Annotated in this window: 23 protein-coding genes and 1 pseudogene; 12 read left to right on the top strand and 12 right to left on the bottom strand. The window is 65.4% G+C overall.

The features are described 5' to 3' along the window. The first annotated feature begins 418 nt into the window (after nucleotides 1-418). The 3 genes from DW352_RS24290 (at nucleotide 419) to DW352_RS24280 (ending at nucleotide 2,943) form a co-directional block, all read left to right on the top strand. Nucleotides 419-982 carry a LemA family protein gene (locus DW352_RS24290; RefSeq protein ID WP_115693746.1) on the top strand — a complete coding sequence of 188 codons (564 nt, stop codon included), beginning with the start codon at nucleotides 419-421 and terminating at the stop codon, nucleotides 980-982. A 125-nt stretch (nucleotides 983-1,107) separates the two neighbouring features. Further along, nucleotides 1,108-2,301 carry a M48 family metalloprotease gene (locus DW352_RS24285; protein ID WP_115693745.1) on the top strand — a complete coding sequence of 398 codons (1,194 nt, stop codon included), beginning with the start codon at nucleotides 1,108-1,110 and terminating at the stop codon, nucleotides 2,299-2,301. A gap of 282 nt (nucleotides 2,302-2,583) precedes the next feature. Continuing rightward, nucleotides 2,584-2,943, top strand: a complete 360-nt coding sequence (locus tag DW352_RS24280; RefSeq protein ID WP_115694586.1) for a hypothetical protein — start codon at nucleotides 2,584-2,586, stop codon at nucleotides 2,941-2,943. 27 nt (nucleotides 2,944-2,970) lie between these two features. Here DW352_RS24280 and DW352_RS24275 read toward each other — a convergent pair whose 3' ends face one another. The 6 genes and pseudogenes from DW352_RS24275 to petA form a co-directional block, all read right to left on the bottom strand. Continuing rightward, nucleotides 2,971-3,666: an SDR family oxidoreductase gene (locus tag DW352_RS24275; protein ID WP_115693744.1), complete on the bottom strand. Its 696-nt coding sequence runs from the start codon at nucleotides 3,664-3,666 to the stop codon at nucleotides 2,971-2,973. Between the two features lie 28 nt (nucleotides 3,667-3,694). Further along, nucleotides 3,695-4,240 (bottom strand): adenine phosphoribosyltransferase, encoded by a 546-nt coding sequence (locus tag DW352_RS24270; RefSeq protein ID WP_115693743.1) that lies wholly within the window; start codon nucleotides 4,238-4,240, stop codon nucleotides 3,695-3,697. A gap of 23 nt (nucleotides 4,241-4,263) precedes the next feature. Then, on the bottom strand, nucleotides 4,264-5,226 hold the full coding sequence (locus DW352_RS24265; protein WP_115693742.1) for an ABC transporter substrate-binding protein: 963 nt from the start codon (nucleotides 5,224-5,226) through the stop codon (nucleotides 4,264-4,266). Nucleotides 5,227-5,254: 28 nt separating this feature from the next. Continuing rightward, the gene (locus DW352_RS24260) at nucleotides 5,255-6,130 is read right to left on the bottom strand and encodes an S-methyl-5'-thioadenosine phosphorylase (protein ID WP_115693741.1); all 876 of its coding nucleotides are present in this window, start codon (nucleotides 6,128-6,130) and stop codon (nucleotides 5,255-5,257) included. A 183-nt stretch (nucleotides 6,131-6,313) separates the two neighbouring features. Beyond that, nucleotides 6,314-8,385: pseudogene (locus tag DW352_RS27520) on the bottom strand (cytochrome c1). A gap of 33 nt (nucleotides 8,386-8,418) precedes the next feature. Further along, nucleotides 8,419-8,946 carry a ubiquinol-cytochrome c reductase iron-sulfur subunit gene (petA, locus tag DW352_RS24245; RefSeq protein WP_115693738.1) on the bottom strand — a complete coding sequence of 176 codons (528 nt, stop codon included), beginning with the start codon at nucleotides 8,944-8,946 and terminating at the stop codon, nucleotides 8,419-8,421. A gap of 275 nt (nucleotides 8,947-9,221) precedes the next feature. On the opposite strand from petA, the gene DW352_RS24240 reads away from it, so the two are divergent. The 3 genes from DW352_RS24240 (at nucleotide 9,222) to DW352_RS24230 (ending at nucleotide 10,924) form a co-directional block, all read left to right on the top strand. Beyond that, nucleotides 9,222-9,713: a tRNA (cytidine(34)-2'-O)-methyltransferase gene (locus DW352_RS24240; protein ID WP_115693737.1), complete on the top strand. Its 492-nt coding sequence runs from the start codon at nucleotides 9,222-9,224 to the stop codon at nucleotides 9,711-9,713. Continuing rightward, on the top strand, nucleotides 9,710-10,594 hold the full coding sequence (hemF, locus tag DW352_RS24235) for an oxygen-dependent coproporphyrinogen oxidase (protein ID WP_115693736.1): 885 nt from the start codon (nucleotides 9,710-9,712) through the stop codon (nucleotides 10,592-10,594). Before DW352_RS24240 ends, hemF begins: the two co-directional genes overlap by 4 nt. A gap of 72 nt (nucleotides 10,595-10,666) precedes the next feature. Continuing rightward, nucleotides 10,667-10,924, top strand: coding sequence for a YodC family protein (locus DW352_RS24230; RefSeq protein WP_115694585.1), 258 nt, complete (start codon nucleotides 10,667-10,669; stop codon nucleotides 10,922-10,924). A gap of 9 nt (nucleotides 10,925-10,933) precedes the next feature. Here DW352_RS24230 and DW352_RS24225 read toward each other — a convergent pair whose 3' ends face one another. Further along, entirely contained in the window at nucleotides 10,934-11,692 is a 759-nt protein-coding gene (locus tag DW352_RS24225) for a sulfite exporter TauE/SafE family protein (protein WP_115693735.1), read from the bottom strand. Between the two features lie 358 nt (nucleotides 11,693-12,050). Between DW352_RS24225 and DW352_RS24220 the strand changes: the two genes are divergently transcribed. Continuing rightward, nucleotides 12,051-12,716, top strand: coding sequence for an outer membrane protein (locus tag DW352_RS24220; protein ID WP_245434234.1), 666 nt, complete (start codon nucleotides 12,051-12,053; stop codon nucleotides 12,714-12,716). Between the two features lie 86 nt (nucleotides 12,717-12,802). Here the strand turns inward: DW352_RS24220 and DW352_RS24215 are convergent, their stop codons facing one another. After that, the gene (locus tag DW352_RS24215; protein WP_115693733.1) at nucleotides 12,803-13,051 is read right to left on the bottom strand and encodes a hypothetical protein; all 249 of its coding nucleotides are present in this window, start codon (nucleotides 13,049-13,051) and stop codon (nucleotides 12,803-12,805) included. A 314-nt stretch (nucleotides 13,052-13,365) separates the two neighbouring features. Between DW352_RS24215 and DW352_RS24210 the strand changes: the two genes are divergently transcribed. Continuing rightward, entirely contained in the window at nucleotides 13,366-14,058 is a 693-nt protein-coding gene (locus DW352_RS24210) for an outer membrane protein (RefSeq protein WP_115693732.1), read from the top strand. A gap of 66 nt (nucleotides 14,059-14,124) precedes the next feature. On the opposite strand, the gene DW352_RS24205 is transcribed toward DW352_RS24210, so the two are convergent. The 4 genes from DW352_RS24205 to DW352_RS24190 all read right to left on the bottom strand — a co-directional run bounded on the left by DW352_RS24205 (nucleotide 14,125) and on the right by DW352_RS24190 (nucleotide 17,117). Further along, nucleotides 14,125-15,363: a CCA tRNA nucleotidyltransferase gene (locus tag DW352_RS24205; RefSeq protein WP_115693731.1), complete on the bottom strand. Its 1,239-nt coding sequence runs from the start codon at nucleotides 15,361-15,363 to the stop codon at nucleotides 14,125-14,127. Between the two features lie 88 nt (nucleotides 15,364-15,451). Further along, nucleotides 15,452-15,715: a DUF6111 family protein gene (locus DW352_RS24200; RefSeq protein ID WP_115693730.1), complete on the bottom strand. Its 264-nt coding sequence runs from the start codon at nucleotides 15,713-15,715 to the stop codon at nucleotides 15,452-15,454. Between the two features lie 155 nt (nucleotides 15,716-15,870). Continuing rightward, complete coding sequence (locus tag DW352_RS24195) at nucleotides 15,871-16,533, bottom strand: CoA pyrophosphatase (protein WP_115693729.1); 663 nt, start codon at nucleotides 16,531-16,533, stop codon at nucleotides 15,871-15,873. Then, the gene (locus DW352_RS24190) at nucleotides 16,533-17,117 is read right to left on the bottom strand and encodes a DUF1285 domain-containing protein (protein ID WP_115693728.1); all 585 of its coding nucleotides are present in this window, start codon (nucleotides 17,115-17,117) and stop codon (nucleotides 16,533-16,535) included. The genes DW352_RS24195 and DW352_RS24190 overlap by 1 nt, the downstream gene beginning before the upstream one ends. A 220-nt stretch (nucleotides 17,118-17,337) precedes the next feature. Between DW352_RS24190 and DW352_RS24185 the strand changes: the two genes are divergently transcribed. The 4 genes from DW352_RS24185 to DW352_RS24170 all read left to right on the top strand — a co-directional run bounded on the left by DW352_RS24185 (nucleotide 17,338) and on the right by DW352_RS24170 (nucleotide 24,382). After that, a complete protein-coding gene (locus DW352_RS24185) occupies nucleotides 17,338-18,342 on the top strand; it encodes an AAA family ATPase (RefSeq protein ID WP_115694584.1) in 1,005 nt (334 codons plus the stop codon). Nucleotides 18,343-18,345: 3 nt separating this feature from the next. Then, on the top strand, nucleotides 18,346-19,299 hold the full coding sequence (locus DW352_RS24180; RefSeq protein WP_115693727.1) for a DUF58 domain-containing protein: 954 nt from the start codon (nucleotides 18,346-18,348) through the stop codon (nucleotides 19,297-19,299). Beyond that, nucleotides 19,299-22,169, top strand: coding sequence for a DUF4159 domain-containing protein (locus DW352_RS24175; RefSeq protein ID WP_115694583.1), 2,871 nt, complete (start codon nucleotides 19,299-19,301; stop codon nucleotides 22,167-22,169). Before DW352_RS24180 ends, DW352_RS24175 begins: the two co-directional genes overlap by 1 nt. A 146-nt stretch (nucleotides 22,170-22,315) precedes the next feature. Continuing rightward, nucleotides 22,316-24,382: a hypothetical protein gene (locus tag DW352_RS24170; protein WP_115693726.1), complete on the top strand. Its 2,067-nt coding sequence runs from the start codon at nucleotides 22,316-22,318 to the stop codon at nucleotides 24,380-24,382. Nucleotides 24,383-24,579: the final 197 nt, after the last annotated feature.

Below are 24,579 nucleotides of genomic sequence, written 5' to 3'. Positions count from 1 at the left end.
CGCCCGTCCCGTCGAAGGGCATCGGATCATCACGGTACTCATGGCAACGTCTCCGTGTCGCTCGCCTCCTCGCACGCTCGCATGGAACTCGATGATCGTGTCGTCGTTACGGCCGCGGAGGAAACCGGCAAAAAAAGATTCCGTGATCGACATCCGACCAGGAACCAACCGCTGGGGTCGGCGTTAATGCCCCGTATGTAGTTTTTGTCGGGCGGCTCCCCCCCTTACCCCCCGAATAGCCGTCTGGCGAAAGGCCCCGAGCTCAGGCTCGGGGCCTTTTTTTTTCGCTCGGTGTTTTGAACCGCTGGCGCGGGTTCCGCGACCCATCGGATGTCGGCGGCTTATCTCGCCGCAATGGCGACATCTGGCGGTTCCAGATAACCTGGGTTCCATCGACCGCTTTTCAGGAGCACTCCCCATGTCCACCACTGGCTGGATCGTCGTCGGCGTGATTGTCGTCGCCGTGATCTGGGTGATCAGCGTCTACAACAGCCTCGTCGCCATGCGGCAGCGGGTGAACCAAGCCTTTGCCGATGTCGACGTGCAGCTCAAGCAGCGGCACGACCTGATCCCGAACCTGGTCGAAACGGTGAAGGGCTATGCAGCGCACGAGCGCGGCACGCTCGAGGCGGTCGTCCAGGCGCGCAACGCGGCCATCGCCGCGCCGGGCGTGGAACAGAAAGTCGCCGCCGAAAACATGCTCACCGGCGCGCTGCGCCAATTGTTTGCACTGTCGGAAGCCTATCCGGACCTCAAAGCCAACCAGAACTTCCAACAGCTCCAGGCCGAGCTCTCCGATATCGAAAATAAGCTCGCCGCTTCGCGCCGCTTCTTCAACAACGCGGTGCAGGAATACAATACGGGGATCGAGCAATTCCCGGCGGCGCTGTTCGCCGGCACGTTCGGCTTCACGCACCGCACGTTCTTTGATCTCGGCGACGCGCGTCCGCAGCTCGAACAGGCGCCGAGCGTTAAGTTTTGAGTTCTGTCATTCCGGGGCGCGGGCATCTTCGCCCGCGAACCCGGAATCCAGAGACAAGCTCCGCATCATCCCTCTGGATTCCGGGTTCGGCGCTGCGCGCCGCCCCGGAATGACGGAAGACAACCATGGCCGCCTACGGTCTGTACACGCACATCCAGGCGAACAAGCGCCGCTCGGTCGCGCTGATCGTCGGACTGTTCTTCCTGGTCTATGTGCTGACTTACGCCGGCGCGCTGCTGGCCGAGGTCATGACCTACGGCAACGCGCCGCTCGACTACCTGACGCGCGCGGCGTTGTACGATGCCGTCAAAGCCGCGCCTTTCGTCACCGTCGGCACGATCGTCTGGATTCTCATCGCCTACAAATTCCACCAGGCCATGATCGACGCCGTCGTCGGCGCCCACGACGTGACGCGGCAGGAGGAGCCGCGCCTTTACAATCTCCTGGAGAATCTCTGCATCTCGCGGGGCATCACCATGCCCAAGCTCAAGATCGCGGACGGCGATGCGCTCAACGCCTTCGCGACCGGCCTCAACGAGAAGCAATATTCCATCACGGTGACGCGCGGGCTGATGAACGCGCTGAACGACCAGGAGATGGAAGCCGTGCTCGGCCACGAGCTCACCCACATCCGCAACGGCGACGTCCGCCTCCTCGTGATCGCCGTGGTCATCGCCGGCGTGATCTCGTTCTTCGGCGAAATGATCTTCCGGCTGTTCTTCCAGACCAGCTTCTACGGCGGCGGCCGGCGCTCATCGTCGAGCAGCGACGGCGACCGCAAGGGCGGCGCCGGCCTCGCCATCGTCATCGCGCTGGTGCTGATCGCGGTCGCCTGGATCCTGTCGATCGTCATCCGCTTCGCGTTGTCGCGCCGCCGCGAATTCCTCGCCGACGCGGGCTCGGTCGAACTCACCAAGAACCCCGACGCGATGATCTCGGCGCTGCGCAAGATCGAGAACCGCGGCGAGCTGGCCGCCGCGAACTCGGCGGTGATGGAGATGTGCATCGACAATCCACGCACGGGCTTTGCCGATCTCTTCTCGACGCATCCGTCGGTCGACGCGCGCGTGGCGGCGCTGGTGCAATATGCCGGCGGCCACGATCCGGGGCCGCTTACGGTCGAGCCCGCGCCCGAGCAAGGCCAAATCGAGCAAACGCCGCCGGGACCGTGGAGCGAACCGCAACCACAAGATCAAAGCGGCACGACCAGCGGCCCTTGGGGCAGCGCGCAAAATCAGCCAAGCGGCAAACCTTTCCTGCCGGGCCAGCCGCCCATCGACCCCGGCAACGGCCAAGGACCGTGGGGACCGAAGCGTTAGCCTCGACTGTCATGCCCGCGCAAGCGAGCATCCAGTTGCCGATGATAGCCGCGCAGCGTGCAAAGGCACTTCGTCAAGATCCGTAGAAACGGATCGGCGCGCTCCATCGCAACAACACGATTACAAAAAACCGCGATGGCGAGCGGTATTGTAGCGATTGACCTCTATCAATGCCGCGCACGTCGATGCGCGGGCATCGTGTCGCGCACTTAAGTCGGCATACCGTTGCAGTTCATGCGCCGTCGGTCTCGGCCCCGGACGCTAAAGGATATGGAGCGCGCGATGAGAGCAAAGGCAGTATTGTACGCCATTTTCCTCGTGACCGCGGTCGGCGCGACACAAGCCGACGCGCAGCCGATCAATCTCACCGGCAAATACAAATGTTGGCAGACCTGCCGGTACGGCCTCGTCGGCGGCAACGTCTACATCACGCAGAACGGTTGGGACATCAACGTGCTGAACGAAGCCGGCGAGTCCAGCCGCGCCTGGTTCGATTGGTTCTCACCAACGCGCATCTGGTTTGAAAGCTGGAATACCGGCGCCGTCTATTCGCCCGACGGCATGACGATTCAATTCGACCGCGGCACGCTGTGGCAGCGCGACCTCGGTCTGCCGCCACCTCCCCCGCGCCGGCGGCGGTAGAAGCGGAACGCGCGGCTGCCGGCGCGATCAAACCGATCGCGTCAGCCCGCCGTCGACGCGCAGGTTCTGCCCGGTGATGTAGCCGGCGCCATCCGACACCAGGAAGGCGACGGTCGCGGCGATCTCTTCGCTCGTGCCGTAGCGCTGCATCGGCACGGCGTTACGCCGTTCTTCCGTCGCCGGCAGGCTGTCGATCCAGCCGGGCAGCACATTGTTCATGCGCACGTTGTCGGCAGCATAGCGGTCGGCGAACATCTTGGTGAACGCGGCGAGCCCGGCACGAAACACCGCCGAGGTCGGAAACATCGCGCTCGGCTCGAACGCCCAGGCCGTGGAGATGTTCACGATGGCGCCGCGCTTCTGTCCGGCCATGACCGGCGCGACCAGCCGCGTCGGGCGGATGACGTTCAGCAGATACGTATCGAGGCCGGCGTGCCATTGCTCATCGGTGATCTTGAGCAGATCGTCGCGGGGCCCGTGGCCGGCGCTGTTGACGAGCACGTCGACACGACCCCACGCGGCCATGACATCGTCGACGAGACGCTGCAGGTCGACATTCGACTGATTGGAGCCGGTGACGCCGATGCCGCCGAGTTCCTTGGCGATCGCCTCGCCTTTGCCCGACGACGAGAGGATTGCGACTTTGTAGCCCTCTTGTGCCAAGCGCCGCGCGACGGCGGCACCCATGCCGCTGCCGCCGGCTGTCACGATTGCGACCTTCATCGACGTGTCCTCCGCGGCGCGCGCCAGTTTAATGCCCTTCGAAGCCAATCAGCGTGCGCACCGGCACGCCGAGCTTGCGCAGCTTCTCGGCACCGCCGAGGTCGGGCAGATCGATGACGAAGCAGGCGGCAAGCACTTCGGCGCCCAATTGGCGCAGCAGCTTCACCGCGGCTTCCGCCGTGCCACCGGTCGCGATGAGATCGTCGACCAGCACGACGCGCTCGCCGGCAACCAGCGCGTCCGCGTGCATCTCGATGATGTCCTCGCCGTATTCCAGCGCATAAGCGACGTTCACCGTCTTGTGCGGCAGCTTGCCCTTCTTGCGGATCGGCACAAAACCCGCCGAGACCTGATGCGCCACCGCGCCGCCGAGGATGAAGCCGCGCGCCTCGATGCCCGCGACCTTGTCGATCTTCATGCCGGCCCAGGGCTGCACCAGTTCGTCGACCGCACGGCGGAACGCCCGCGCGTTGCCGAGAAGTGTAGTGATGTCGCGAAAGACGATGCCGGGCTTGGGATAGTCCGGGATCGAACGGATGGAATTGCGCAGGTCGGTTCCGATATCAGCGTTCATCTCGGTCCTTTTTCGGTTACCGCCTAGCGGCGGCTGTCGTTCAAATAGCTGTCGTCGACGAATTTGCCGCGATCGTAACTGGAGTCGCGGCCCATGACCTCCGCCTCCTGCATGGTCGCGAACACGCGCCGCAGACTCAAGTCGGTGAGCGAAAGGTCGCGCGCCATGACGTCCATGCGCGCTGTGTCCTCGAGCGCACGCTTGGCATTGGCCGGGCTGGTGCGCAGCTCTTTGGCGCCGAGGGTGGCAGAAGCGTCCGGATGGGCGAACATGTAATCGGTGCCCTTGCGCAGGGCGCGCAGGAATCGGACGACCAGATCACGATTGGTAGCCGCCCACATGTTGTCGACCATCACCGAGGTGAACTGATAATCCGGCACGAGATCCGCGATCGGGCCGAGATTGCTGAAACCGTCGGCCTCGGCTTCGTAGCTCAACGGATAAGGTTGAAGCCCCGCGTCGATCTTACGTTCTTTCAGCAGGCGGGCGCGCGCCGGCGAACCGCCCACCGCTTCGACCTTGACGTCGGCGACAGCAAAGCCGCCTTTCCTGGCGATATCCTTGACGAAGAAGGTCGTGCCCTCGTGCATCGACACTACGCCGATGGTCTTACCCTTGAGATCGGCGAGCGTTTTGATTTCGGGCTGCGCTATGATGTAGTGCGGCGGCCGCTGCGCGGTGCCGGCGATCAGCCGCATGCTGCCCCCTTTATAGCCGTCCTGGACAACGGACTCGATCGAGGAGATGCCGATCTGGATCGTGCCAGCCTTCAGGTCGGTGAATATCTTATGGGCATCGTTGTAGACCTCGATCGAAGGATCGATGCCTTCCGCCTTGAAGAACCCCTGCTCGGCCGCGATCCAGGCCGGGAGATAGAAGATCGTCCGCGAAACGACGCCGATCTTCAACGGCGTCTGCGCCGACGCGCACCCGGCGCCACTCAAAACGGCCGCCACGATCCCGGCAGCGATGCCCAATAGTCGCATGGAAGTCTCCTCCTGTTTTTTAAGGAGGTTATCTGCCCAGCACGCGTCCCGCCACAGCCTCGAGCTTCTTGAGCAGTTCGGGATCGCGTGCCTCCGGCGCGGTGATCAGCGCCGTGTCGAGCGCGCGGTCGGAGCCGACCGGGCACCGCTCGTGCTCGCGCGGGAAGTCGGCGGCGAGGCGCGCGACGAGACGCTTGGCGCGCTCGGAATTGTCCTGCATCACACCGACGATGTCGGCGACGGTGACCGCGTCGTGCTCGGGATGCCAGCAGTCGAAGTCGGTGACCATGGCGACGGTCGCGTAACAAATCTCGGCTTCGCGCGCGAGCTTGGCCTCCGGCATGTTGGTCATGCCGATCACCGAATAGCCGAGCGTCTTGTAGGTCATGCTCTCGGCATAGGTGGAGAACTGCGGGCCCTCGATGCAGACATAGGTGCCGCCGCGCACCACCGGGATGCGTTCCTTGCCGGCGGCCTCGTCGAGGCGATGCTTGAGCCGCGGCGACACCGGATGCGCCATCGACACGTGCGCAACGCAGCCTTTACCGAAGAACGACGTCTGGCGCAGATGCGTGCGGTCGACGAACTGATCGACCAGCACGAAGGTGCCGGGCGGCAGCTCTTCCTTGAAAGAGCCGCAGGCCGACAGCGACACGAGATCGGTCACGCCGGCGCGTTTGAGAATGTCGATGTTGGCGCGGTAGTTGATGTCGGATGGCGATAGCCGGTGTCCCTTATCGTGCCGCGACAGGAACACGACCGGCAGGCCGCCGATATCGCCGATGCGCAGGGGCCCTGACGGCTCGCCCCAGGGGCTGTCGATGCGCTCCTCGCGCACGTTTTGCAGGCCCGGCAGATCGTAAATGCCCGAGCCGCCGATGATGCCGAGAACGGATTTCGTCATGGGATCCCCACACGCCGTGGTCGTCATCCGCGCAAGCGGATGATCCAGTATAGGAAGGCGCCAGTCAAAATCGCGCTTACGCCCCGGTACTGGATGCCCCGCTTTCGCCGGGCATGACAAGCCCCAAAAACAAAGGGCCCCGTTTCCGGGGCCCTTTGCAATCTCGTTCCGTTCGGTCGCGGCTCAGTGCACCGCGGACCACACCTTCTTCTTGGTGAAGTACGTGAGGCCTGCCAGCACCAGCAGGAAGATCATGACCTGGAAGCCGATGCGCTTGCGCGCGATCATGTGCGGCTCGGCGGCCCACATCAGGAAGGCGGCGACGTCCTTGCCGTACTGATCGACCGTCTGCGGCGAGCCGTCGTCATAGGTCACCTGACCGTCCGACAGCGGCTTCGGCATCGCGATGGAGTGCCCCGGGAAGTACTTGTTGTAGTTGCCGCCCGGCGGCAGCGCGAAGTCCTTCGGCGCGTCCTCGTAACCGTTGAGCAGCGCGTGGATGTAGTCCGGGCCCTGCTCCTGATACTGCGTGACGATGTCGATCAGGAACCAGGGGAAGCCGCGCTCATAGGTGCGCGCCTTGGCGATGGTCGAGAAATCCGGCGGCGCAGTGCCGCCGTTGGCAGCGGCGGCCGCCAGCGCGTTCGGGAACGGCGACGGGAAATAATCGGCCGGACGGCCCGGACGTTCGATCGGCTCACCCTTGTCGTCGAGATCCTTGATCTTGTAGTCGGCGGCGACGGCAGCCGCCTGTGCTTCCGAGAAACCCGGACCGCCCGGCTCCGCGAGGTTGCGGAAGGACAGCAGGCTCATCGAGTGACAGGCCGAGCAGACTTCCTTGTAGATCTTGAAGCCGCGCTGGAGCTGCGCCTCGTCGTACTTGCCGAAGGGACCGGAGAACGACCACTTCTGCGGCGGCGGGACCGGCGCGCCATGCTCCTGGGCCTGCGCGGCACCGATGCCGACAAGCGAAGCGGCGAGCGTGAGAGCGATGAAGGTGCGCTGCATCGTCATGACCATTCTCCCGCTCAGGCCTTCGCGCCCAGAACCGAGTCCGAAATCGAATTCGGCAGCGGCTTGGCTTTCTCGAAAATTCCGAGAAGCGGCAGGATGATGATGAAGTGCGCGAAGTAGTAGACCGTCAGGATGCGTGCGAGCACGGTGTAGATGCCTTCAGCGGGCTTTGAGCCGAGCCAACCGAGGCCGAGGCACACCAGTACGAACAGCCAGAAGAACTGGCGGTACAGCGGCCGGTAACGGGCCGAGCGCACGCGCGAGGTGTCGAGCCAGGGCAGGAAGGCGAGGATCAGGATCGAGCCGAACAGCGCCAGAACGCCGAGGAGCTTGTCCGGGATGGCGCGCAGGATCGCGTAGAACGGCAGGTAGTACCATTCCGGCACGATGTGCTGCGGCGTCACCGCCGGGTTGGCGACGATGTAGTTGTCGGCGTGGCCGAGATAGTTCGGGATGTAGAACACGAACCAAGCGAAGAACAGGCAGAACACGACCATGAAGAAGCCGTCCTTCACGGTCGCATAGGGCGTGAACGGCACCGTGTCCTTGTCCGACTTCGGCTCGATGCCGGTCGGGTTGTTCTGGCCGACCACATGCAGCGCCCACACGTGCAGCACGACGACGCCGGCGATCACGAAGGGCAGCAGGTAGTGCAGCGAGAAGAAGCGGTTGAGCGTCGGGTTGCCGACCGCATAGCCGCCCCACAGCCAGGTGACGATGGTCTCACCGACGCCGGGAATGGCCGAGAAGAAGTTGGTGATGACGGTGGCGCCCCAGAAGCTCATCTGGCCCCACGGCAGCGTGTACCCGAGGAAGCCGGTCGCCATCATCAGCAGGTAGATGATCACGCCGAGGATCCAGAGCACCTCGCGCGGCTCCTTGTAGGAGCCGTAATACATGCCGCGGAAGATGTGGATGTACACGGCGATGAAGAACATCGACGCGCCGTTCGAGTGCAGGTAGCGCAGCAGCCAACCGTAGTTGACGTCGCGCATGATGCCTTCGACCGACTTGAACGCCAGATCGACATGCGGGGTGTAGTGCATCGCCAGCACGATGCCGGTGATGATCTGCACGCCGAGCATGAACGACAGGATGCCGCCGAACGTCCACCAGTAGTTCAGATTCTTGGGGGTCGGATAGGCGACGAAGGAGGAATGGATCAAGCCGCCGATGGGCAGCCGCGTCTCCAGCCACTTGAGCACCGGATTTTGCGGCTGGTAGGTCGAATGTCCGCTCATGATCGAACCTTTAAAGAAACAATCTGTCGCGGATCAGCCGATCCGGATCTTTGTGTCGGAAACGAATTGATAGGGCGGCAGCACGAGATTCTTCGGCGCCGGACCTTTGCGGATGCGCCCGGCGGTGTCGTACTGCGAACCGTGGCACGGGCAGAACCAGCCGTGGTACTCGCCCTCGTGGGCGATCGGGATGCAGCCGAGATGGGTGCAGATGCCGATGACGACCAGCCAGGGCTCATGGCCCGGCTTGGTGCGCTGCGCATCGCTCTCCGGATCGGGAAGAGTCGCGACATCGACGTTCTTGGCTTCGTCGATCTCTTTCTGCGTGCGGTGGAAAATGAAGATCGGCTTCGAACGCCAGAACACCTTGATGATCTGACCGTCGGCGATCGGCGCCAGGTCGACCTCGATCGGCGCGCCGGCCGCGATGGTCGACGCGTCGGGATTCATCTGCGCGATCAGCGGTACGAGCACCGCAGCGGCGCCGACGGCACCGACGGCGCCAGTGGCAATGTAGAGAAAATCGCGGCGCGTGTGCTCCGCCGAAGACACGGTCGTCACGTCTTGAGCCCTCTCCTCCGGCTGGCTAAAGCAAGCATCCGCCCACGGCTAGGAGCCTTGAAGACCTCAAGGAAAGTCCCCATGGCGGCGGAGCGGACCGGTTCGCGGCGATCCCGCTTTGCGGCAGGACGCGCTACTTTGGTGGCGTTCTATTGGCACCCTTGCGGTGCGAGCGCAAGCCCGCTATCGCGCCCGCACCCCGCGGGTGCACAAATCCTTCGTCTAGAGGGGCTTAGCGCCGGCCGCGGCGCGGCAAACGGACCGGCTTTCGACCCATGCGGATTGCCTTGTACGAACCCGATATCCCCCAGAATACAGGGACGATTCTGCGCACATGCGCCTGCCTGGGGGTCGAGGCGCATATCATCGAACCGGCCGGCTTCCCCGTGACCGACCGCGCCTTTCGCCGCGCCGGCATGGATTATCTCGACCGGGTGACGATCGTCCGGCATGCCTCCTTTGCGGCTTTCGAGGAGTGGCGGCGCGCCGCACGGCTCTCGCTGGTGCTCCTGACCACGGCGGCCGAGCGCACCTACACCGACCACGCCTACTCCGACCGCGACCTGCTGCTGCTCGGCCGCGAGAGCGCCGGCGTGCCGGAGGCCGTCCACCGCGCGGCCGATGTCCGGCTGCGCATCTCGATCCGCCCGGGCCTGCGCTCGCTCAATATCGCCGTCGCCGCCGCCATGGTGGCCGGCGAGGCGCTGCGGCAGACGGGCGGGTTTCCAAGCACGCCCGACACGCTGCGAGAGGCAAACATCCGATGACCGACCTCGATTCCCGCAAGGCCCGCGCGCGCGCCTGGTTCGAACATCTGCGCGACGATATCTGCGCCGCATTCGAGGCGCTGGAAGATGCCCTGCCCGCATCCGCGCCGCTCGCCGACCGCGCGCCCGGCCGCTTCGTGCGCACGCCCTGGCAACGCACCGACCACACGGGCAACCCCGGCGGCGGCGGCGTCATGGCCATGATGCGCGGGCGCGTGTTCGAGAAGGTCGGCGTGCATTGCTCGACCGTGTTCGGCGAGTTCGCACCCGAATTTCGCAAGGAGATTCCCGGCGCGAACGACGACCCGCGCTTCTGGGCGTCCGGCATCTCCTTGATCGCGCACCTGCACAATCCGCATGTGCCGGCCGTGCATATGAACACCCGCTTCGTCGTCACCAGCAAAGCCTGGTTCGGCGGCGGCGCCGATCTGACGCCCGTCCTCGACAAGCGGCGGACGCAGGAAGACCCCGACACGGTGGCCTTTCATGCCGCGATGCGGGCGCCATGCGACGCGCACAAACAAGTCGCCGACTACGCCAAGTTCAAGACATGGTGCGACGACTATTTCTTCCTCAAGCATCGCAAGGAGATGCGCGGCATCGGCGGCATCTTCTACGATTATCTCGAGAGCGACTGGGACGCGACCTTCGCCTTCACGCAAGATGTCGGCCGCGCCTTCCGCGACATCTATCCTCAGCTCGTACGGCGCAATTTCACCACGGCCTGGAGCGAGGCGGAGCGCGAGGAGCAACTCGTCCGCCGCGGCCGTTATGTCGAATTCAACCTGCTCTACGACCGCGGCACGATCTTCGGCCTCAAGACCGGCGGCAATGTCGACTCGATCCTGTCCTCGATGCCGCCCGTGGTGACGTGGCCGTAACGTCTTATCGCCGTGATGCTGCTGTCATCGATGCCCGTTACGTTTGCCTCCATTCCACTCATGGAGGCTTTCATGGCGTTTGAAGCGGGCGAAGTCGTCGTACTGAAGTCCGGCGGGCATGCAATGACCGTCATTTCCGTCGATGCGGACCAGGCCCAGTGCATCTGGACCGGCGAAGACGGCGACCTTTTCCGCGAAACGATCCCGACCGTCGCGCTCGAAAGCGCGCAGGAGATCGACGCCGAGGATGAGGCCGAAGACGACGAAGACGCGGCGCTCGACGACGAGGATGAAGAAGGCCACGCCGAGAAAGAACTCAGCCCGGCCTGATCGGCCGGCTTAGCGGACCGCCGCGTAGATCATCGTCGCCGCGCCCGCGATCACGACCGCGTCGAGAATTGCCGTGTGCACATGCACCGGCATTTTCTCGACGAAGGCGCGGGCGAGGAATGCGCCGGGCACCGCCACGGTGCCGATCAGCAGCGCGAAGGCGATGACCTGCGCGTCGACGATGCCGGTGGCGCCGAATACGCCGATCTTCACGACGCCGATCGCGATCGAGACCGCCGAGTCCGTGGCAATCACTGCGGCGCCTTCGAGGCCGGCCGCCATCAACAGCGACAGCAGCAGCACGCCCGAGCCGGCGGTGCCGCCCACTACCAAGCCATAACCGACCGCGCCGACGGCCAGGCCGCCTTTGCCGCAGGTGACGCCGTGGTGCTTGAGCAGCCGCCGCAGCGGCACGGTCACCATCAGCATGACGCCGATGACCAACGCCGCGCCGGCGTTGGACAGCCGGCTGTAACCCCAGGCGCCGATCGCGCAGGTCGGCACCGCGGCGACGAGCACGATCGCGCCGCGGCGCCAGTCGGCATAGCGCATGAAGGCCGCCAACCGGCTCGCGTTCGAGGCCATCGACGACAGCGCGATGATCGGAACGACCGGCGCCGCCCCGACCATCGGCACGAGCACGAGCGGCATCAGCGCGCCGGTGCCGTATCCGGCGACGCCGCCGACGATCGACGCAAACAAGGCGACGGTCGCAACGAGCAGCAGTTGCCACAACGAGATGTCGGCAAAGCCTGAAAGGAGTTGCATGGGGCGCGCCCGGAACGTTCGGCGCGGCTTATCCGATCCGCTGAGACCCGCCTATGGCCCGGCGCGCAGACCTGGGTCGCCCTTTCCCGGCCGCCAAGAGATCACGCATCCCGATGAGTATTCGTGCACGCAGCCGACCGAGGCTCGCAGGCATCGGAATGTATTGGAGCCAACACAACACGACACATAAGTGACGGCAAAAGTTCCGATGGGATCAAATATTACCGCAAAAGCGGAACTCTATTGCTTTCCTGCAACACAATCTGTTTTTCACGTGACGGCACCTTGGTTTCATCGTGTTGGCGCGTTGGAGGGCTGCACGTTCCGTCACAACGACCAACTCCAAGGGGGTTCTGCTATGCGTAAATTCTCGATGGCTCTCGCTGGTCTCATGCTCGCCGCGACGTCCGGCGCTTATGCCGCTGACCTGCCCCGCAAGGCGCCCATGGTGCAGCCGGTCGCCCCCATCCAAATGTACAATTGGACTGGCTTCTACGCCGGTGTGAACCTCGGCGGCGGCTGGACCAACACCAGCTCGGGCTCGATCAACAGCGACCTCAGCGGCGTGATCGGCGGTGGCCAGATCGGTTACAACTGGCAGACCGGTCCAATCCTGCTCGGTATCGAAGGCGACTTCCAAGGCTCGAGCCAGCGCAGCAGCGGCAGCGCCACGATCGGCGGCCTGACCTACAACGGCGAAAGCAAGATTCCGTGGTTCGCCACCGTGCGCGGCCGCCTTGGCTACGTGACCGGTCCGTGGCTGATCTACGCCACCGGCGGTGCGGCCTGGATCAACTACCAGCTCGACATCACGGCGCCGGGCGGCTCGGTCAGCGACCACACGACCAAGTCGGGATGGACGGTCGGCGGCGGCGTCGAGTGGATGTTTATGCCGAACTGGAGCGCCAAGCTCGAGTACCTCTACCTCGACACGGACACCACCACGGCCACCCTGTTCGGCGCGAACTTCGACGCCCGCGCCAAGCAGAACATCGTCCGCGCCGGTCTGAACTATCACTTCTGATCGCAAGATCGCCAAGCAACCCGTTAAGCGAAGGGCCGCCCTCCGGGGCGGCCTTTTTCGTTGGGGCGTTCTGTCGGGCGGCAAAGCTAGTCCGCCGTCGGCAACCGCCGCATCGTGAATTCAATTTTATCGTCCGGCAGTTCGCGCCAGCTTTCGATTTCCGTCATGTACGCCGCCTTGGGATAGCGGGCGAACAGCTCGCGCGCTTTGGCGCGCGCAGCTTCGCGCGGCAGGGCAAAGGTCTCGCGCCTGAACGAGTCGCGCGCGAGTTTGCGGCGTCCGCTCGTGTGCGCGAGACGGCCGGCAAGGTCCTGAGGGCGATCGGGACGAGTCATGTGTGAAGAATCGGGTTGCCGGCGGCCGGTTTCAAGGCGCCGACCGTCGGCCGGATCGATCGCCTTGAGTACATGATTACTACCGTAAAAATAGAGCACTAACGAGTTACCATAATAAGTTGCATCCGCGCAACAACGCCGGAAATAGCGAACGTCCTGCACCGCCTTACGCAGTGTCCCGGATTGAGTCCGTCCCACGCTTGCGTCAGCTTTCAATCACAGAGGATTTCTGGAGATTGGGCCAAGGCCCGTTCTTCACCGACTAACCGACCTGCGCGCCGCGATGCGTCGCGTGAACTCGTAAGGAGGGTAGAATGCGTCGTCTTGTTGCGGGGTTGCTTGGCGCTACGCTTCTGGGTGGTGTCGCAGCACAAGCCGCTGATCTGCCGGTGAAGGCGCCGGTCTATAAGGCTCCGCCGCTTCCGATATACAACTGGACCGGTTGCTATCTGGGCGGCAACGTCGGCGGCGTCTGGGGCAGGTCGAACATCAACATCCCCGGCTATCCATCGAACTTCAACATCAACAACTCGAGCTTCATCGGCGGCGGCCAACTCGGCTGCAACTACCAGATCCAGCAGTTCGTCCTCGGCATCGAAGGCGACTGGGACGGCATGAGCCTGAGCGGCGATGCGCTCAGCGGCGGCGCCGCGTCCGAGCGCTACAGCGTGAAATGGAATTGGGAAGCGTCGGTGCGCGGCCGCCTCGGCTGGGCGCCGGTCAACACGCCGTGGCTGTTCTACTTCACCGGCGGCGCCACCTGGGCACATATGAGCAGCGCCAATTTCATTCCGGGTGTTGTGAGCACCACCGCGCTGTCGGGAACGCACAACGGTTGGACCGTCGGCGGCGGCGTCGAATATCAGCTCACGCCCAACTGGATCCTCGGCGTCGAATACCGCTACTCGCAATATCAGAAGAAGACCTACCAGTATCTCGGGCCGGTCGACGTCGATCTGAAGACCAACGCGATCATGGGGCGGATAAGCTATCTCTTCCACCTCTGAGCCGGCGACAGACGGCTGCTACGCTTTGTTCCGCGCCGGCGAGCGCGGGACATTGCATGTCGAGCATCAGCTGAACCGCTTGACGATCGCCTGCAAGGACTCGGCGTCCGCCGGAAATCCAGCCGCGATCCAGGCATCCTCCGCCGCGCGCATCGCGGCGCCGAGCGCCGGGCCTTGCGCGACGCCGCGCGCCATGAAATCGGCCGCGCGTATCGGAAAGGCCGGCGCGCTCCACCGCTGCGGAAAAGACGCCAACGCGCGCCACGCGGCATCGTGATCGGACGCCGGCGAGCGTGCCCAAGCGAGCATCGCGGCGTCGCTGAAAGCCGGCTCCTTCAACCGGTAGAGCAGAACGCGCGCGCGCGTCTCGTCGACGGCAGCCGAGAACTTTCGCCAGTTGTCGGCCATCGCCGACAGGCGCGCATGCTCGGCATTGGTCAGCCGAAGCTTCTGCCACAGCCGCTCGGCATCCTCGGCGATCGCGACACCGAGCGCCGCGAGACGCCGCGTGGCGTCGGGCGCGAGCGCGAGCGCCGCTTCCACCTTGGCCATGTTCTCGAAGCCGGCAAGATAAGGCACGCCGCCGAGCACGCGCAGCAGCAGGCCGGCATGCGCCATCGCGGCCAGCGTCGGCCCCGCGCGCGATGCGACCAGGAGCTTCATCATCTCCATGCGCACGCGCTCGCGCGACAATTGCGCGAGGCCGTCGCGCTCCAAAATGCAGGCCGCGAGCCCTTCGGCGTCGGGATGATTGTGGCCGTAGGCGGCGTGGAAGCGGAAGAAGCGCAGGATACGCAGATAGTCTTCCCGGATGCGTTGGCGCGCGTCGCCGATGAAGCGCACGCGCCGCGCTTCGAGATCGGCGAGGCCGTTGGCATAATCGTAAACCGCGCCGTCGCGCGTCACCGAAAAGGCGTTGATGGTGAAGTCCCGCCGGTGTGCGTCGCCGGCCCAGTCGCGGCCGAACTCGACCTTGGCATGACGGCCGTAGGTCTCGACGTCCTTGCGCAAGGTGGTCACTTCGTAGGGATGCTTGCCGATCACCACCGTGATGGTGCCGTGGTCGATACCGGTCGGCACCGCCTTGAAGCCGGCGGCGGTGACGCGCTTGGTCACCTCCTCCGGCGGCGCGGTGGTGGCGACATCGATCTCGTTGACGGCCATACCGAGCAGGCCGTTGCGCACCGCGCCGCCGACGACGCGCGCTTCCTCGCCGTCGCGGTCGAGCACGTCGAGCAGTCGAGGCAAGGCGCCTTGCTTGAGCCAAACGGCATCAAGCGTGCGGTCGGTGCGGCCAGCGTTCATGCCGCACCGATTCTCCCCTCCCCCCGCGAAGCGACGCGGAGCGGCGGGGAGGGGAATGCTGCGCCGTGCTCTCTCATCATCCCAAATGTCACTTCATCTGCCCCGGCACGAATTTGCCGTCCTCGATATGCGCCGGCACGTAAGTCGAGCCGACCGGCGCACCGGAAAAATGCGCGAAAAAGACAAAGCTGCCGGCCACCAGGATCAACGCGACAATCGCCAGGCTGACGATGCGCTGTACCGGCCATGAATCCGGATGCAACACGCCCGCCTTCGTCGCCCAAAGGAAGACGACATACAAAACGAACGGCAGCACGAAGAGAACGATCTCGGTCAAAACCGGGCGGATCATTGCGGTGCTCCATCCCTCCCCCGAAGCGGGAGGGTGGTCAGCGAAGCTGACCGGGTGGGGGAGCGCTCACGAGAACAACGCCACCCGCCCGCTCGCTGCGCTCGCGGCCACCCTCCCCTTTCAGGGAAGGGATTAAGAGTCTTCCCGTGCATCTTTCACTCTCGGTAGATCCGGTCATACAGATTACGCAAAATACCGGCGGTCACGCCCCAAATATAACGTTGCTCGAAGGTGATCGCGTAGAAATGTCGCGTCACGCCCTGCCATTCGCGGGAGTGACGCTGGTGGTTGGCGATGTCCATGAGAAATGCCAGCGGCACCTCGAACACGTTGTCGACTTCGCTCGGATTGAGCGTCAGCGTAAAGCCCGGCTCCACACGCGCGACCAAAGGTACGATGCGATAGCCGAGCGTCGTCATATAAAGGTCGAGATAACCGAGCGGCTCGACATGCGCGCGGTCGAGGCCGATCTCCTCCTCCGCCTCGCGCAGCGCCGAGTGCTTGGGCGTTTCGTCGCTTGCCTCGATCTTGCCGCCGGGAAACGAGATCTGGCCGGGATGGTCGGGCAGATGCTGCGCGCGTTGCGTGAGCAGCACCGTCGGCTCCGGATGATCGACGACGGGCACCAGCACCGCGGCCGGACGGATCGGCCGCACCGCCGCGATCTTCTCCATCACGGGGTCCGCGTCGTGGTCGCCGCGCTTGGGGATCACATTGGGATCGGTGAGCCCTTGCGGCATGACCAGATCGAGCCGCTCGCCCGCGCGCGTGAAGAACTCCGCCGCCGACAACACGGGCGTCGTCACCATCTCCTGCATCAAGCCATCTCCCGTAAGGCGCTCGCTTCCGCCATCGGGAAGAATTCGCCGTTGGACGTCACGCCGAACATAGCCTTGCCGCCGATGTCACGCTCCTCGCCGAGTTCCACAAGATCGTAGAACAAGGCCCGCGTCACTTTGGCCCACAGGTCGCGGCGCACGTGTACATAAGGCTTCAGCCCACCCGTCTCCGGCTCCGGCTCGAAACGCAAGCGGTGGCCGGGTCCCGCCTCTATGACATCGTCCACATTGGTGCGAAAGCGCAGGACCTGACGCGGCGTCCGCGCGACGTCGAGTTCGACGGCGAGAAAAGGCGCGTCTTCGACGACAATCCCCACCTTTTCGACCGGTGTGACAAGAAAATAGCGTTCGTCTTCCCGCTTCAGGATCGACGCAAACAGCTTCACGAGTGCGGGCCGGCCGATCGGTGTCTTCTGGTAGAGCCAGGTACCATCCACCGCGATTTTCATGTCGATGTCGCCGCAAAAGGGCGGATTCCAGCGCTCGACCGGGGGCGGGCCGCCTTTTTCGCGGGGCAGCGATGCCGTGATCGCTTCCAGTCCACCCTGCCCTGTCTTCGCCATTGTTACCCTTCGATAATCTTGAAGTTACGAGGCTGTTCGCATCTTCGTGATCGCACCGCCGCGGCGCGGAAGATAGCGTAGAGTTGATCCCAGAATGAGGCAGATTCGGCCGCTGTCACGCCACTAATCTGCTCTGGTGTGTTTGTTGCATGGATGAAGCGGGTAGAGCGCAAGCCCCCCGGCTGATGGCCGAAAGCGCGATGAAAGGATTGTCATGGCGATGGCAAGCGGCGAAAGCCTGGAAAAGCTGGAAGATATGATCGTACGCACGGCGGAAACCGCCGCCGCCAATGTGCGCGCCGCGAAGGAGACGATCAGCACTGTCATTTTCGGCCAGGAAACGGTCATCGAGCGGGCGCTTGTCACAGTCCTCGCCGGTGGCCACGCGCTGCTCGTCGGCGTCCCCGGCCTCGCCAAGACCAAGCTCGTCGAAACCATGGGCACGGCGCTCGGGTTGGATGCCCGCCGCGTGCAGTTCACCCCGGACCTGATGCCGTCCGACATTCTCGGTACCGAGGTGCTCGAAGAGGGTCAGGGCGGCCGCCGCTCGTTCCGCTTCATCCCCGGTCCGGTGTTCGCGCAATTGCTGATGGCCGACGAAATCAACCGTGCTTCGCCGCGCACGCAATCCGCGTTGCTGCAGGCGATGCAGGAGCAGCATGTGACGGTGGCCGGCGCACGCCACGATCTGCCAAAGCCTTTCCACGTTCTGGCGACGCAGAACCCGCTGGAGCAGGAAGGCACCTACCCGCTGCCCGAAGCGCAGCTCGACCGCTTCCTGATGGAGATCGACGTCGATTATCCGAGCCTCGAGGCCGAGCGCAAAATCCTGTTCGATACGACAGGCGCCGAGGAAGCCCGCGCCAAGGCGGCGATGACCGCGGAGGATCTGCTCTCCGCGCAACGTCTCGTGCGCCGTCTGCCGGTCGGTGAGACGGTGGTCGAAGCGATCCTTCAACTCGTGCGTTCGGCGCGTCCCGGCGATGAGGCCGGTAATCTCGGCAAGCTGATCGCCTGGGGCCCCGGCCCGCGCGCCAGCCAGTCTTTGATGCTGGCCGTGCGCGCCCGCGCGCTGCTCGACGGACGCCTCGCGCCATCCGTCGATGACGTCGTCGAACTGGCCGAGCCCGTGCTCAAGCACCGCATGGCGCTGACCTTCGCCGCGCGCGCCGAAGGCGAAACGATCGGCAATGTCATTGCGCAGCTCAAGCGGCGCGTCGGATAACGAATGGCCGATTCCGCACGGAACGACACCGAAGATCAGGCAGTCCAGGCCGCGATCGGCAAGAGCCGCAAGCTCGCCGCGCGCGTGCCGCGGCTCATCCTGGAAGCGCGGCGCGTCGCATCCACCGTCATTCACGGCCTGCACGGCCGCCGGCGCGCGGGCTCGGGCGAGAACTTTTGGCAATACCGGCGCTTCGTCAGCGGCGAACCGGCGAGCGCTGTCGATTGGCGCCGCTCCGCGCGTGACGAGCATCTCTATGTGCGCGAGCGCGAGTGGGAAGCGTCGCACACGATCTGGATCTGGCCCGATCGCTCGCCGTCGATGGACTTCGCCTCCGATCTGACGGAGTGGACCAAGCTCGACCGCACCCTGGTCGTTTGCTTCGCGCTGGCGGAAGTGCTGGTGCAGGGCGGCGAACGCGTCGGCATTCCGCAGTTGATGCGGCCCACCGCCAATCGCAACGTCATCGAGAAGATGGCGCAGAGCATCGTTCACGATAACAACGAACGGCCGAGCCTGCCGCCGAACTTCGCGCCGGCGCCGTTCTCCGAAGTGCTGTTGTTCTCCGATCTCTGGTCGCCGATCGCCGACTTCCGCCGCACTATCGGCCAGCTCGCTGCAAATGGCGCGCGCGGCCACGTCGTGCAGGTTTGCGATCCGGCCGAAGAGAGCTTCCCCTATTCCGGCCGCGTCGAGTTCGTCGAATCCGAAGGGCTCGGCAGCGTCACCGCCGGCCGCGCCGAGACCTGGCGTCAGGACTATCAAACGCTCGTCGCCAACCACCGCGCCGCGCTGCGCGCGGAATGCGAACAGTTTGGCTGGAGCTTCATCGTCCATCACACCGATCGCGGCCCGACCGAGCTGTTGTTCGCGCTGCATGCGCGCATGGGCGCTGGCGCGCATGCCGTCGTCCAAAGCCGTCAGCCCGCGCGCACGGGGGCGGAAGCGCCGTCATGATCCCGTCCTTACCGCTCGCCTTCGCTCAACCGTTGGTCCTGCTCGGACTCGCCAGCCTGCCGCTGCTATGGTGGCTGCTGCGGCTGGTGCCGCCGCGCCCGCGCCGCGTCAACTTCCCGCCGACGCGGCTGCTGTTCGAGATTTCGCCGAAGGAAGAGACCCCCGCGCGCACGCCTTGGTGGCTCACCCTTCTGCGTCTGCTGCTCGCCGCGCTCGTCATCTTCGCGGCCGCCGGACCGCTGTGGAATCCGCCGGTCGGCTCGGCGACGCGCAACGCGCCGTTGTTGATCCTGCTCGATGACGGCTGGTCGGCCGCGGCGTCGTGGGATCAGCGTCTGCGTACCGCCGACGAGATGATCGCGCGAGCCGAAGCCAACGACCGCGGCGTCGCGGTGTTGCCGCTGTCCGAGACCGCGCGCGATATCTCGCTGCAGGTGGCCGGCGCCGCGCGCGTGCAGATCAAGCAGATCAAGCCGAAGCCTTACGCCGTCGATCGTGCCGAAGCGCTGCCGATCATCGACCGCTTCCTGAAGAACTCGCCCAACGTCGAGCTCGTCTGGCTCTCCGACGGCGTCGATCTCGGCAAGGGCGAAGCCTTCGTTGCGGGCTTGAAGCAGATCATCGGCGATCACCCGCTGACCATCGTGCAAGGCGGCATCGCGCCGGCACGCGCGCTCGCCGCCGCCGACAATGCGGCCGGCGCGCTGACGGTGAAGGTGCTGCGCGCCGACGGGAGCAGCGGCGACAACGGTCTCGTCAACGCCATCGATCTGAAGGGCCTGCCGCTCGGCGAAGCGCCGTTCTCGTTCAAGGCCGGCGAGCGCGAGACCGAAGCCAAGATCGATCTGCCGGTCGAAATCCGCAACGACGTGGCGCGCCTGGAGATCGTCAGCGAACGCTCGGCCGGCGCCGTGCAACTGCTCGACAAGCGCTGGCGCCGCCGCACCATCGGCGTGGTCTCCGGCTCGACCTCCGACCGCTCGCAGCCGCTGCTCGGCGCCAGCTATTATCTTTCGCGCGCGCTCAATCCGTTCGCCGATGTGCGGCTCGCCGAAGGCGTGGCGCCGGCCGAGGCCGTGCAGCGCTTCCTCGATCAGCGCCTGCCAATGATGATCCTTGCCGACGTCGGCAATGTCGCGGAGTCGCTCGAGCCGCTGAACAAATGGGTCGAAGACGGCGGCGTGCTGGTGCGCTTCGCCGGGCCGCGCCTTGCCGCCTCCGACGATAATCTCGTACCGGTGCGTCTGCGCCGCGGTGGCCGCATCCTCGGCGGCTCGTTGAGCTGGGACAAGCCGCAGCCGCTCGCCGCGTTCTCGCGCGATGGCCCGTTCAACGGCATGCCGGTGCCGAAGGATGTCACCGTCACGCGTCAGGTACTCGCCGAGCCCGATGCAACGTTATCCGACCGTACCTGGGCGACGCTTGCCGACGGTACGCCGCTCGTCACCGCGCAGCGCCGCGGCAAGGGGTTGATCGTGCTGTTCCATGTCACTGCCGACACGCGCTGGTCAGACCTGCCGCTGTCGGGCACCTTCGTCGATATGCTCCGCCGCATCGTCACGCTCGCTGGCGCGACGCCGAGCAACGACACCGCCGCGACCAGCACCACCGGCACGCGCGCGGTGCCCGCCGTGCCGCCGACGCGCATTCTCGACGGCTTCGGCGCCTTCGCGCCGCCGCCGCCGACCGCGCGGCCAATCCCGACCAACTTCAACAGCCACGCGACCTTCGATCATCCGCCCGGCTTCTACGGCCCGCCGGAAGGGCTCGTTGCGGTGAACACGCTCGGGCCGGCCGACCGGCCGATGCCGCTCGATGTGTCCTCGCTCGGCGCGCGCGTCGACGTCTATCGCCAAGGCGAGCCGGTGGATCTGCGCGGCCCGATGTTCATCGCCGCCTTGATCATGCTGCTGATCGACGCGCTGATCGTGATCATGATGGGCGGCGGCCTCGGCGCCATGCGCCGGCGCCGCAGCGCCACCGCTGCGCTGACCATCGCCGCGCTCCTTGCCGCTCTCAGCTGGCAGGGCGCGGCGCGCGCGCAGCCAGCACCGCCGCAACCGACACCGACGCAACAGCAACAGCAGATCCCGCCACTGACGCAGCAACAGCGCGACTTCGCCATGAAGGCGACGTTGCAGACGCATCTTGCTTACATTGTCACCGGCGACGCGTCGGTCGACGAGATCAGCAAGGCGGGCCTGCAAAGCCTGACGCTGTTCCTCGCGCAGCGCACCGCGCTCGAAGCCGGCGAGCCGATGGGCGTCGATCCGGCGCGCGACGAACTCGCCTTCTTCCCGGTGATCTATTGGCCAGTGGTGCCGGGCGCGGCCAAGCCGTCGCAAGCGGCGCTGGAGAAGGTCGACACCTTCATGAAGAACGGCGGCACCGTGCTGTTCGACACGCGCGACGCCGTCGATGCGCCCCCCGGCTCGCCGATGCAGGGGCCCGGCATGGTCGCGTTGCGCACCATTCTGTCGTCGCTCGACATACCCGAGCTCGAGCCGATCCCGCGCGATCACGTGCTGACCAAGACGTTCTTCCTGCTGCGCGACTTCCCCGGCCGTTTCACCGAGGGCCAGCTCTGGGTCGAGGCGACGGCGGCCGATAACGACGAGGACAGCGGCGGCAAGCGGCCGGCACGCGGGGGCGACGGCGTGTCGTCGATATTGATCACGTCGAACGATCTCGCCGGCGCCTGGGCGATGCGCCCGGACGGACAACCGATGCTGCCTCTGGTGCCGGGCGAACCGCGCCAGCGCGAATTCGCCTTCCGCGCCGGCGTCAACATCGTGATGTACGCGCTGACCGGCAACTACAAGGCCGATCAGGTGCACATCCCCGCCCTGCTCGAGCGGCTGGGGCAGTAAATGACGATGACGAAGCGGCGCACCATTTTTGTCGTCCCCGCGAAAGCGGGGACCCATACGCCGCAGCCTATCGAGAGACTGCGGCGTATGGGTCCCGGGTCTTTCTCGCTCCGCTCGCTCGCCCGGGACGACAGAGGCCATAAAGCATGAACCTCGGCATCTCATTCGCGCCCTTGGTGCCCGCCTATGTGGTGTGGGTCGCGTTCGGCGTCGCCATCGTCATCTCGGCGCTGCTGCTGATCGCGCGCAGCCGCGGCGCGCTCATGCGCACCGTGGCGATGGCGCTGTTCGTGCTGGCGCTCGCCAACCCATCGCTGACGCGCGAAGACCGCGACCCCATTCCCTCCGTCGCCGCCGTCATCATCGACAAGAGTCCGAGCCAGGATTTCGGCGACCGCAACCAGCAGGCGGAAGCCGCGCGCGCCACGGTGACCGAACGGCTGAAAGCTATTCCCGGCCTGGAAGTGCGCGTCGCGGAAGCCGCGCAGGCCGATGGCGAAAACGACGGCACGCGGTTGTTCTCCGCGCTGTCCTCGACGCTCGCCGACGTGCCGCCCGACCGCATCGCCGGCGCGATCATGATCACCGACGGCCGCGTGCACGACGTGCCGGCCGACGTCGCCGCGCTTGGCTTTGCCGCGCCATTGCACGCGCTGATCACCGGCCACAAAGACGAGATCGACCGCCGCGTCGTGCTGACGCAAACGCCCCGCTTCGGCATCGTCGGGCAGGCGCAGACCGTCGGCTTCCGCGTCGACGACCAGGGCGCGCGCGTCGGCAGCGCGCAGGTGACCATCCGCCGCGACGGCGAAGTGCTGGAACAGCGCACGGTGCCGGTCGGCACCGAGACCAAAATCAACGTACCGATTCCGCACGCCGGGCAGAACATCGTCGAGATCGAAGCCTCCACCATTCCCAACGAGTTGACCGACGTGAACAACCGCGCGGTCGTCTCGATTGACGGCGTGCGCGACAAGCTGCGCGTGCTGCTGGTGTCGGGCGAGCCGCATGTCGGCGAACGCACCTGGCGCAACCTGCTCAAGTCGGATGCCTCGGTCGATCTCGTGCACTTCACGATTCTGAGGCCGCCGGAGAAGCAGGACGGCACGCCGATCAACGAATTGTCGCTGATCGCCTTCCCGACGCGCGAGCTGTTCCAGCAGAAGATCTCGGAATTCCAGCTCATCATCTTCGACCGCTACGCGCGTCAGGGCGTGCTGCCGATGATCTATTTCGACAACATCGCCCGCTTCGTGCGCGACGGCGGCGCGGTGTTGATCGCCGCCGGTCCCGATTACGCCAGCCCGACGAGTCTGTGGCGCACGCCGCTCGACGTCATCCTGCCGGCCGAACCGTCCGGCGACGTCACCGAGCAGCCGTTCTTCGCGCAGCTGACGCAGGCCGGCCAGCGTCATCCGGTGACGCGCGCGCTCGAAGGCTCCGACACCAACCCACCGCATTGGAGCCGCTGGTTCCGCCTCGTGGACACACGCCGCACCACCGGCACGCCGGTGATGCAGGGACCGGACGGCAAGCCGCTGCTCGTGCTCGCGCGCGAGGGCGAAGGCCGCGTGGCGCTGCTGCTGTCGGATCACATCTGGTTGTGGGCGCGCGGCTATGAGGGCGGCGGGCCGCATCTCGATCTGTTGCGGCGCCTGTCGCACTGGCTGATGAAGCAGCCCGACCTGGAAGAAGAAGCGCTGCGCTTGCTGGTGCAGGGCCGCGACATCACCGTGCAGCGGCAGACCATGGCCGATCAGGTGAGCGACGTAACGCTGACCTCGCCGACCGGACAGAAGCGCACCTTGCAGCTCACCTCCGCCGAGCCCGGCGTCTGGCGCTCGACCGTCACCGCCAACGAACTCGGCCTGTGGCGCGCGACCGACGGCAAGCTGACCGCGCTGGTCAATGTCGGTCCCGCCAATCCGCGCGAATTCCAGGAAGTCACCTCGACCACCGACGTGCTCGGCAAGCTCGCCGCCGCGACCGGCGGCGACGCGCGCCGTCTCGACGAAGGCAGCGGCCTCACCGTGCCGCGCATCGTGCCAGTGCGCTCGAGTTCAACGTTCAAGGGCGAGGACTGGATCGGCTTGCGCATGCGCGACGTCTCGGTCGTGCGCGGCATCGGCGTCCTGCCGGTGTTCAGCGGCCTGATCGGCTTGTTGCTGATGGTCGGTGCGCTGGCGCTGACATGGGCGCGCGAAGGCCGCTAGGCTTTAACCGCGCGCTCGTCGCGATAATGACCGGCGACCGGCATTCACCTCTGCTGCGAGGAACGAATATCCGCATGGCGCGTTAAAACGCGCAGTGTGGAAATGGTTCCGATGCGCATCAAAATGGTTCGCAGTCCTGCGCACTCTTTGTCGACAGCTTCCACCTCATCGTCGTCCGCTCCGGTCCCCCTGTAGCG

It is taken from the genome of Pseudolabrys taiwanensis (assembly GCF_003367395.1).
In the GTDB taxonomy this organism is placed as follows: domain Bacteria; phylum Pseudomonadota; class Alphaproteobacteria; order Rhizobiales; family Xanthobacteraceae; genus Pseudolabrys; species Pseudolabrys taiwanensis.
This window is presented reverse-complemented; position numbering and strand designations above follow the sequence as displayed.

What these genes read in the sequence shown, in the direction of transcription:
- DW352_RS24210 (WP_115693732.1), top strand. Translation starts at nt 13,366, where the DNA reads ATGCGTCGTCTTGTTGCGGGGTTGCTTGGCGCTACGCTTCTGGGTGGT.
- DW352_RS24170 (WP_115693726.1), top strand. Translation starts at nt 22,316, where the DNA reads ATGAACCTCGGCATCTCATTCGCGCCCTTGGTGCCCGCCTATGTGGTG.
- DW352_RS24290 (WP_115693746.1), top strand. Translation starts at nt 419, where the DNA reads ATGTCCACCACTGGCTGGATCGTCGTCGGCGTGATTGTCGTCGCCGTG.
- DW352_RS24180 (WP_115693727.1), top strand. Translation starts at nt 18,346, where the DNA reads ATGGCCGATTCCGCACGGAACGACACCGAAGATCAGGCAGTCCAGGCC.
- DW352_RS24225 (WP_115693735.1), bottom strand. Translation starts at nt 11,692, where the DNA reads ATGCAACTCCTTTCAGGCTTTGCCGACATCTCGTTGTGGCAACTGCTG.
- DW352_RS24195 (WP_115693729.1), bottom strand. Translation starts at nt 16,533, where the DNA reads ATGCAGGAGATGGTGACGACGCCCGTGTTGTCGGCGGCGGAGTTCTTC.
- DW352_RS24240 (WP_115693737.1), top strand. Translation starts at nt 9,222, where the DNA reads ATGCGGATTGCCTTGTACGAACCCGATATCCCCCAGAATACAGGGACG.
- DW352_RS24205 (WP_115693731.1), bottom strand. Translation starts at nt 15,363, where the DNA reads ATGAACGCTGGCCGCACCGACCGCACGCTTGATGCCGTTTGGCTCAAG.
- DW352_RS24280 (WP_115694586.1), top strand. Translation starts at nt 2,584, where the DNA reads ATGAGAGCAAAGGCAGTATTGTACGCCATTTTCCTCGTGACCGCGGTC.
- DW352_RS24230 (WP_115694585.1), top strand. Translation starts at nt 10,667, where the DNA reads ATGGCGTTTGAAGCGGGCGAAGTCGTCGTACTGAAGTCCGGCGGGCAT.
- DW352_RS24270 (WP_115693743.1), bottom strand. Translation starts at nt 4,240, where the DNA reads ATGAACGCTGATATCGGAACCGACCTGCGCAATTCCATCCGTTCGATC.
- DW352_RS24265 (WP_115693742.1), bottom strand. Translation starts at nt 5,226, where the DNA reads ATGCGACTATTGGGCATCGCTGCCGGGATCGTGGCGGCCGTTTTGAGT.
- DW352_RS24275 (WP_115693744.1), bottom strand. Translation starts at nt 3,666, where the DNA reads ATGAAGGTCGCAATCGTGACAGCCGGCGGCAGCGGCATGGGTGCCGCC.
- DW352_RS24260 (WP_115693741.1), bottom strand. Translation starts at nt 6,130, where the DNA reads ATGACGAAATCCGTTCTCGGCATCATCGGCGGCTCGGGCATTTACGAT.
- hemF (WP_115693736.1), top strand. Translation starts at nt 9,710, where the DNA reads ATGACCGACCTCGATTCCCGCAAGGCCCGCGCGCGCGCCTGGTTCGAA.
- DW352_RS24285 (WP_115693745.1), top strand. Translation starts at nt 1,108, where the DNA reads ATGGCCGCCTACGGTCTGTACACGCACATCCAGGCGAACAAGCGCCGC.
- DW352_RS24200 (WP_115693730.1), bottom strand. Translation starts at nt 15,715, where the DNA reads ATGATCCGCCCGGTTTTGACCGAGATCGTTCTCTTCGTGCTGCCGTTC.
- DW352_RS24215 (WP_115693733.1), bottom strand. Translation starts at nt 13,051, where the DNA reads ATGACTCGTCCCGATCGCCCTCAGGACCTTGCCGGCCGTCTCGCGCAC.
- DW352_RS24190 (WP_115693728.1), bottom strand. Translation starts at nt 17,117, where the DNA reads ATGGCGAAGACAGGGCAGGGTGGACTGGAAGCGATCACGGCATCGCTG.
- DW352_RS24220 (WP_245434234.1), top strand. Translation starts at nt 12,051, where the DNA reads ATGCGTAAATTCTCGATGGCTCTCGCTGGTCTCATGCTCGCCGCGACG.
- DW352_RS24185 (WP_115694584.1), top strand. Translation starts at nt 17,338, where the DNA reads ATGGCAAGCGGCGAAAGCCTGGAAAAGCTGGAAGATATGATCGTACGC.